This is a genomic window from Arsukibacterium sp. (assembly GCF_036735525.1).
GTDB lineage: Bacteria > Pseudomonadota > Gammaproteobacteria > Enterobacterales > Alteromonadaceae > Alishewanella.
Window position 1 is genome coordinate 1 of record NZ_DAINOE010000136.1, and the last position, 4,601, is coordinate 4,601.

8 protein-coding genes are annotated in these 4,601 nt (G+C 45.8%); 6 read left to right on the forward strand and 2 right to left on the reverse strand.

From position 1 onward, the window contains the following. Positions 1-146: 146 nt before the first annotated feature. On the reverse strand, positions 147-992 hold the full coding sequence (locus V7D78_RS16055) for a hypothetical protein (RefSeq protein ID WP_333609467.1): 846 nt from the start codon (positions 990-992) through the stop codon (positions 147-149). Continuing rightward, positions 985-1,224, reverse strand: coding sequence for a hypothetical protein (locus V7D78_RS16060; protein WP_333609468.1), 240 nt, complete (start codon positions 1,222-1,224; stop codon positions 985-987). Before V7D78_RS16060 ends, V7D78_RS16055 begins: the two co-directional genes overlap by 8 nt. 272 nt (positions 1,225-1,496) lie before the next feature. On the opposite strand from V7D78_RS16060, the gene V7D78_RS16065 reads away from it, so the two are divergent. Genes V7D78_RS16065 through V7D78_RS16090 form a run of 6 tightly spaced genes read left to right on the forward strand, consistent with a single transcriptional unit; the run spans position 1,497 to position 4,468 of the window. Further along, positions 1,497-1,670 (forward strand): helix-turn-helix domain-containing protein, encoded by a 174-nt coding sequence (locus V7D78_RS16065; protein ID WP_333609469.1) that lies wholly within the window; start codon positions 1,497-1,499, stop codon positions 1,668-1,670. Between the two features lie 4 nt (positions 1,671-1,674). Further along, the gene (locus V7D78_RS16070; protein WP_333609470.1) at positions 1,675-2,508 is read left to right on the forward strand and encodes a hypothetical protein; all 834 of its coding nucleotides are present in this window, start codon (positions 1,675-1,677) and stop codon (positions 2,506-2,508) included. After that, the gene (locus tag V7D78_RS16075) at positions 2,483-3,067 is read left to right on the forward strand and encodes a replication protein P (protein WP_333609471.1); all 585 of its coding nucleotides are present in this window, start codon (positions 2,483-2,485) and stop codon (positions 3,065-3,067) included. Before V7D78_RS16070 ends, V7D78_RS16075 begins: the two co-directional genes overlap by 26 nt. Next, positions 3,064-3,588 (forward strand): DNA N-6-adenine-methyltransferase, encoded by a 525-nt coding sequence (locus tag V7D78_RS16080; protein WP_333609472.1) that lies wholly within the window; start codon positions 3,064-3,066, stop codon positions 3,586-3,588. Before V7D78_RS16075 ends, V7D78_RS16080 begins: the two co-directional genes overlap by 4 nt. Continuing rightward, entirely contained in the window at positions 3,578-4,177 is a 600-nt protein-coding gene (locus V7D78_RS16085; protein WP_333609473.1) for a DUF1367 family protein, read from the forward strand. Before V7D78_RS16080 ends, V7D78_RS16085 begins: the two co-directional genes overlap by 11 nt. A gap of 3 nt (positions 4,178-4,180) precedes the next feature. Further along, positions 4,181-4,468 (forward strand): Ref family recombination enhancement nuclease, encoded by a 288-nt coding sequence (locus V7D78_RS16090; protein WP_333609474.1) that lies wholly within the window; start codon positions 4,181-4,183, stop codon positions 4,466-4,468. Positions 4,469-4,601: the final 133 nt, after the last annotated feature.

Sequence of the window (4,601 nt, forward strand, 5' to 3'; positions counted from 1 at the left end):
TAGCCATCTTCTGTATTTGCGTCAGGGATCACGCTATACTTTTCACGCAGCACCGCTAATGCTGCATCAGTCTGTTTGAACTCGGCAACATCAACACTGCCTTTTTCTATATCAACACTATTTAAGTTAGTCACTTTTTACGCTCCTTATTTACCGGCTTCGGCCGGTATTATTTTACCATCACACTCTTTACACTTATCGCCTGCATTGCCAGCTTGGGCAGTGCCGCATTCTGGGCAGACCATATTCTGAACTGGCTTCAACACCGCCAGCCTGGCTTGATACACTTCATCAAACCGCTTAATAAACTTATCAGTGTTAAAACCTAACAGCTGACATTGCTGATTTAACTTTTTAACGTGCCCAGCATGTACCAGGCGCAGCGCTGCAGCATTAGGCACCCGCTCATACTGTGAAACTTCGCGCTCGCACCAGGCTAAAAACTCCTGTTGCTGCTTAGCTAGTTCTTCGTCCTGCTGCTCTGACTTCTCAATGCTTTCTTTAACTCTGGATGCTTCAACATAACCAGCATCGTCAAACATGCCCATAAACACATCAGCGCTAAAGCCTAAAAGCGATAAGCATTTCTTAATGGCATCAGTAAGGCTTTTCTTTGGCGCATCATAGTCGGTATAAGGGCCGTATTTTGACGTCTGAATGTAAGGCGTATGGCCAAAGTGGAACACTTCACACTTTTCACCTACTTCGTTCTTGTACCAAAGGCGCAGCTTTATCGTGTGCATGATCTCGTGACAGACCATCTCACGCACTTTCGTTTGCTCATTGGTAATAAATATCGGCGCAGCTTGATCAAAGCGTTCTTCAACAATGTCATAGCCCCAACCATCACCAACCGGGCCAAATATTTCAGTCGCACGCTTAACCATGTAAATGCTATTGATTGACGTTACCGGCCTGCCGCCCAGGTTAGCCAGCTTTGTGGCGCTGGCTGCGGTTTGCTCAACCGCTTTCCAGATAGTTAAGTTACTCATTGCTTAAAGCCCGTAGTTCAGCCTCTAATGCCAGCTGCTGCTTTTTGATTTGCTCTAAGCGCAGCTGGGTCTGCTTAACTTGGGTATCAGCAGGAACATCATGCACAACCAGCTCTACTTGCTGCTGGCCTATAGTGATACAGCCGTTATCAGTCATTTCGACAAAGGCAAAGGTAGCAGCATCACTGTGCGGCCATAAAATTGAGTAAATAGTAACAGTCTGCTTTTTCATGCTAGTTGCACTCCACATCTTTGTAGTTAGGCCAGTTGCCCGACTGGGTCATATCGCAGTAATAGGCGTGCTCTGCAGCCTGATCATTGAATTCCATTGTTGACGCTGTGAAGTACAAAGCAGTCAGGACAATGACAATAAGGGGATTTCTGAATTTACGCATTTTTTAACACTCCATATTTAGGCAGTTCGTTTTGCCTTGTTGACAGGTTAGATTGTCACGCCTATTATGTCAACTGTAGGTGTTAATTATTTTATCGGAGATACAAAACATGCTGACAATGGAACAGATAAGAGACAAGCTGAAAGATCGCAACCTTAAAGAAGTCAGCCGTAGAACAGGCATTGGTTACGCCAATTTGCACGCCATTGCTAAGGGAGTAAGGCAGAATCCAACCTATGAGGTTTTAAAACCGCTTTGTGATTACCTAGAAGAAAACAGGTAGCACTATGTCTGGCTGGATAAAGCTGAACCGAGCATTACGCGATCACTTTATTTTTGACTTTAACGAACCTGACAAAGCCCTTGCATGGATCGACTTACTAATGTCGGCAAGCTTTGAAGATAGCCAAGTTAAAATTAAAGCTCGCGTTATAAACGTGAAACGTGGGCAGGTCTGCGCGTCACAAGTGACACTGCAGAAACGCTGGAATATGTCACAAAACAAGGTAAAACGCTTTTTACTAATGCTAAAAAAACACGGCATGATCGACTTTCAAACGAACGAGCTAACTAGCATTATAACTATATGTAATTACGACACTTATCAGAGTGACGAACGAGCAGGCGAACGACCAAACGAACGAGCAGGCGAACGAGGGTCGGACGATCAGTCGAACGACATTATAAGAAGTAAAGAAGTAAAAGAAGTTAAGAACAAAGATATTAATAAACCAAAACAGAAAACGCCGGAGCTGGATTTTTCAGAGTGGCCACAAGCCCCGGATCCTGAAATTCTGAAAGCCTGGCTGACAATGCGTAAACGGGTTAAGGCGTCAGTAAGTCAGCTGGCCATGAATACCATAGGCAAGGAACTGGCCAAGGCTGTTGATAATGGATTTACGGTAGATGACTGTCTGCGACAAGCAGAGGCGTCTAGCTGGAAAGGCTTTAAAGCAAGCTGGGTTAAACTGGAGGATCAGCAAAATGGCTATCAAAACAATTCAGCAAGTAGAAGGGCAGCTAAACTTGAGCACTGGCGACAAGGAACAAGCGAGCGACTACACGCAGAGATCAGACGGCTCGAAACTGAGGGCGATGAACCTTTCTATCTTGGTGACTGATCATATTTTCCCACGGTTTAGGATTTACTGTAGGGATTATCTGTCGCGCACCGAGCTGATGCCGGAGTTTGTAGCAAGGGAATACGCCAAGGCATTGCTTAAAGCTGGCCTGACTGATCAGCAGATTAAAAACGGCTTGCACGCTTTTGAAGCCAATGCAGGCGAAAAACCATTTATGCCGAACCCAACTGAGTTTGTTCAGTTGTGCCGGGAATCAGTAGGAACAGGCTTACCCGGTTACCGTGAAGCATACGTAGAGGCTTGCCGTTATGCAGGTAGCTTGAATGAGGCGCAATGGTCACACCCTGCAGTGTACGTTGCAGGAAAAGCTACTGGCTGGTTTGAGCTGCGAAACAAAACCGAAAAAGATACATGGCCGGTTTTCAAGCAGGCTTACAAGGACGCACTGGCAAAAGTAACAGCCGGTGAAGTGCTGGAGGTTTACGTACCAAAAGCGCAGATAGAACACATTAATGTTTTTGAGAAAGACTTAAACACACCTGGCCGGCTTAAAGCGCTGGCGCTAATTGGTAAACTTAAAAGTAAGGATGCAAAATGAACTTTAATTCTAACACGCCACTGAAAGAAAAAGACCTAGCACAAACACCGGTATGGTTTTACGAATCACTTCAATCATACCTGCGCCAGCGCTTCACCTTGGACGTATGCGCCCAGCCTGGTACTGCCAAGTGCGTTAACTACTTTGCGCTTGAGGATGGCGCTAACGGCCTGGAACTGCCATGGTGCCATGTTAACTTCTGCAATCCTCCATTTTCAGATATAACGCCATGGATTGAAAAAGCAGTACATGAAGCCAAACAGGGCAACATCACAGCCATGATCTTTCCTGACACTACCGAAACAGAATACGGCCGGTTAGCCTGGGATTATGCCGATACGCTTATCAGGATGCCATTCAGGCTTAAATTCCTGCGCCCTGACGGCACAAAGTTCTTGGACGCCAAAGGCAAAGAGCAAGGCCCAAAGTTTCCATGTGTAGTGGCCTGGTTTACTCCGATGGGCTTAGTGTCGCAAACTCGCGTTAATTATTATGACTTTAGGATCGGCAATGGCAATTGAAATCACCATGGTAAAAACACCGCAAGGCTTGCGACCGGTTACCCAGCATGATGTGGACGAACTGGCCAAGCTTAAAGTAGGGCAAGGCGTTAAGGTGACCATAACCCAAGTTAAGCCTAGATCATTACAGCACCATAAGCTTTTCTTTGGTGGATTGGTTGAATTGGCTTACGACGCTTGGGAACCAAAAGGCGGTTTATTGTCGCCAGCTGAAAAGCAGACCTTAAAACTGTTTTTTGATTGGCTAAACAGCAAAGGCGTTGATACAGCGAATCTGCGCGAAGCTGGTCGGGCTTTCTTGAGCGAGCTAATGCAACGGCGAGGCTCAAAGATTGAAACGCCGCAGAAGTCGAAACAGGCGCTTTTAGACTGGATCAAGCTGGAGTCAGGCCACTGTGACATACAGGTCACACCAACCGGGATCCGCAAGTCGCCTAAATCCATAAACTTTAACAGCATGGATCAAGATCAGTTTAACCAGTTTTACCAGGCTGCTTTTTCAGTGTGCTGGAAGTTTATTTTATCCAGGCAATTTGAAAGCGAGGAACAATTGCAAAACGCTATTGATCAGCTAAGTAGCATGGGGTAACTAATGGCAAAAAAACCGACTAAAGACGAATCAAGGCACTATCAGGCAGTATTGGCGCTTGGCTGCGTGGCCTGCCGCAAAATGGGATATTTCACGCCAGATTGCGAGATACATCACATATCAAACGGAACTATGGGTAAAAAAGCCAGTAACTATGAAGTGATAGGCTTATGCCACACACATCATAGAACTGGCGGTTATGGTGTAGCAGTTCATGCCGGCCGTAAAGCCTGGGAGGCTATTTACGGCACTGAGCAAGAACTGCTTAATGATGTTATGTCAAAAGTTTAGCTTGAACTGCAGCGGTCAATGTCCGCCGCTGTCTTGGTCATATCCGTAAACTTGTCGGCGCTGTGGATTATGATATTGTTCATTGACGAAATAAACTCAATTTGTATTCAGCATCAGAGCGAACAACTTTACC